A 3,522-nucleotide genomic window follows, 5' to 3' on the forward strand; every position below is an offset into this window, starting at 1 on the left:
CCCCGACGGCACCCTGGAGTTCGTGGGACGCGCCGACGAACAGGTCAAGATCCGCGGCTTCCGCATCGAACTCGGCGAGATCGAGACCGTACTCGCCGAGGATCCGGCCGTCGCCCAGGCCGTGGTGAACGCGCGGGCGGACGAAGAGCACCGCAAGCAGCTCGTCGCCTACCTGGTGCCCGTCGCCGGCTCCGGGATCGACACCGGACGGCTGCGGGAGCGCGTGAGCGCCACCCTGCCCGACCACATGATGCCCGCCGCGTTCGTCGTGCTCGACGCGCTGCCGCTCACCGCCCACGGCAAGCTCGACCGCAAGGCCCTGCCCGCCCCGGAGTTCTCGTCGTCCCAGGGCAGCCGGGGGCCGCGCGACGAGACCGAGCGGATCCTGTGCGGACTGTTCGCCGAGGTGCTCGGCCTGTCCGAGGCCGGGATCGACGACAGCTTCTTCGACCTCGGCGGCGACAGCATCGTCTCCATCAAGCTGGTCAGCCGGGCGCGCGCGGCCGGCGTCGAGTTCACCGCGCGGGACGTGTTCGAGCACAAGACCGTCGCCCGGCTCGCGGCCGCCGCCGGAGGTGCCGGAACGTCCGCCGTCAGCCGTGGGGACACCGACGGCGTCGGCTCGGTGCCGCTGCTTCCGATCATCCACTGGATGCGGGAGCGCGGCGGTCCGATCCGGCGCTTCAACCAGACCATGATGGTGGTCGTCCCGGCCGAACTCGGTCTGAAGCGCCTGGAGTCCGCCCTCCAGGCGGTGCTCGACCACCACGACGCGCTGCGGATGCGGCTGCGCCGCACCGGCGGCCTGATCTGGAACCTGGACATACCGCCACGCGGCGAACTGCGCGCCGCCGACTGCGTCAGCCGGGTCGACATCGCCGGGCTGGGCCGGGAGGAGACCAACGCCCGTATCGGTGAGCACGTCCAGGCGGCCTGGGACCGGCTCGACCCGGAGACCGGCGCGATGGTGCAGGCCGTGTGGTTCGACGCGGGTCCCGCCACCCCCGGACGGCTGCTGCTCGTCGTGCACCACCTGGTCGTGGACGGTGTCTCCTGGCGGATCCTGCTGCCCGACCTCGCCCAGGCCTGGGCCGAGGTCGCGGCCGGCCGGACACCCGAACTGGCGCCGGTGGGCACCTCGTTGCGCACCTGGGCCCAGCGGCTGACCGAGGCCGCGCAGGACGCCGAGCGGGTCGGGGAGCTGGAGACCTGGCTGGACGTGCTGGGCGCGTCCGACCCGCTGCTGACCCCCCAACCGCTCGACCCGCGACGGGACGTCACCGCGACCGCGCGCACGATGTCGCTCGTCCTGCCCACCGACCTGACCGCCGCTCTGCTCACCACCGTGCCCGCCGCGTTCCACGCCCGGGTCAACGACGTCCTGCTCACCGCGTTCGGCGCGGCGGTGGCACGGTGGCGGCAGGCCCACGGCCGGGGCGACCACACGGGCGTGCTGATCGACCTCGAGGGCCACGGCCGCGAGGAGATCGTCGACGGTGTCGACCTGCACCGCACCGTCGGCTGGCTGACCAGCCTCTTCCCGGTCCGGGTCGACCCGGGCCCGCTCGACTGGGGCGAGTTCTGCGCCGGGGGCCCCTCGGCCGGCCGGGCCCTGAAGGAGGTCAAGGAGCAGCTTCGCAGGCTGCCGGAGAACGGCATCGGATACGGCCTGCTGCGCTACCTCAACCCGCAGACCAGCATGATGCTCGCGGGCCTGCCGAGGCCGCAGATCGGCTTCAACTACCTGGGCCGGTTCGCCATCGCCGAGGAGGAGACGAAGGCCACCCCGGAGGAGTGGAGCCCGGCCCCGGAGTCCGGGGGACTCGGCGGCGGCGGTGACACCGACGTGCCGCTGAGCCACAGCATCGACCTGAACGCGCAGACCCAGGACCGCGCCGACGGCCCCCGGCTGATCGCCGTCTGGTCCTGGGCGGACGCGCTGTTCACGGAGGAGGAGGTGCGGGAGCTCGCCGAAACCTGGTTCGAGGCGCTCGGCGCCCTGGTCGCGCACGTGGCGCGCCCGTCGGCCGGTGGCCACAGCCCCTCCGACCTCCCGCTGGTGCCGCTGACCCAGGCCCAGATCGACATGGTGGAGGCGGCCGACCCGGAGCAGCTCGAAGACGTGCTGCCGCTCACCCCGTTGCAGGAGGGCCTGCTCTTCCACGCCCAGTTCGACGAGCACTCCCCCGACGTCTACAACATCCAGATCGCCGTGGACGTCGAGGGCGGCCTGGACGCCCCCCGGCTCCGGGAGGCCGCCGCCGGATTGCTGCACCGGCACGCCAACCTGCGGGCCGCGTTCCGGCAGCAGGGCCTGGACCGTCCCGTGCAGGTGGTCAGGCGCGGGGTGGAACTGCCGTGGCGCGAAGTGGACTTCGGCGGACTGGCGCCCGAGGAGCGGGACGCCGAGCTGGCCGCGTTCATGTCCGCCGACCGCGTGGACCGGTTCGAGGTGGAACGCCCGCCGCTGTTCCGGTTCACCCTCATCCAACTGGGTGACAACCGCTGCCGGTTCGTCCTCACCACCCACCACATCCTGCTGGACGGCTGGTCCGCTCCGCTGGTGATGCGCGATCTGTTCGTGCTGTACGCGGGCGGTGACCTGCCCGCGCCCACCCCCTACCGTGAGTATCTGTCCTGGCTGGGCCGGCAGGACCGCGGGACCGCGCTCGCCACGTGGCAGCGGGTACTCGAAGGCGTCAGCGAACCGACGCTGGTCGCGCCGGAGGACTCCGGCCGCCGGGCGACCGTGCCGGACGAGCTGCTGTTCCGTGTGCCCGAGCAGCTGACCACGGCACTGAACGCGGCGGCCCGGCGCTGCGGTGTCACGCTCAACACCGTGGTGCAGACGGCCTGGGGTGTCCTGCTCGGACGGCTGACCGGACGCGACGACGTCGTCTTCGGCGGCACGGTCTCGGGCCGCCCGCCGGAGATCGACGGCGTGGAGAACATGGTCGGCCTGTTCATCAACACCCTGCCGGTACGCGTCCGGGTGCGGCCCGGCGAGTCGTGGGCGGAACTGCTGGGCGGCCTTCAGAGCCGGCAGACCGAGCTGATGGGCCACCAGTACCTGGGTCTGCCGGACATCCTGCGCGCCCAGGGCGTCGACAAGCTCTTCGACACCCTCACCGTCACCGAGAACTACCCGATGGACACCGGCACGCTCGGCAAGCCCACGGAGGGGCAGCGGATCACCGGCCTGGAGGCGCGGGACGCGAACCACTACCCGATCTCCCTGATCGCCGTTCCGACCCGCGAACTCCTGCTGAAATTCGAGTACCGGGGCGAGCTGTTCGAGCGCGCCGAGATGGTGCGCTGGATGGACTGGCTGGTCGGGCTGATCGGCCAGTTCGCGGCCGACCCGGAACGGGCCGTCGGCGACGCCGAGCTGCTGTCCGCCGAGGAACGCCATCGGATTCTGGTGGAGTGGAACGACACGGCGCGTGGTGATGTGGTGCCGGTGACGTTCCCGGAGTTGTTCGGCGCGACCGTGGAACGGCACCCGGACGCGGTGGCGCTGGT

1 protein-coding gene is annotated in these 3,522 nt (G+C 72.3%); it reads left to right on the forward strand.

What is annotated here, in order from left to right:
• The coding region (locus ACF09J_RS35945) for a condensation domain-containing protein (protein ID WP_392309658.1) at positions 1-3,522 on the forward strand (3,522 nt) is incomplete at both ends.

The organism is Streptomyces sp. NPDC014889 (assembly GCF_043081205.1).
GTDB lineage: Bacteria > Actinomycetota > Actinomycetes > Streptomycetales > Streptomycetaceae > Streptomyces.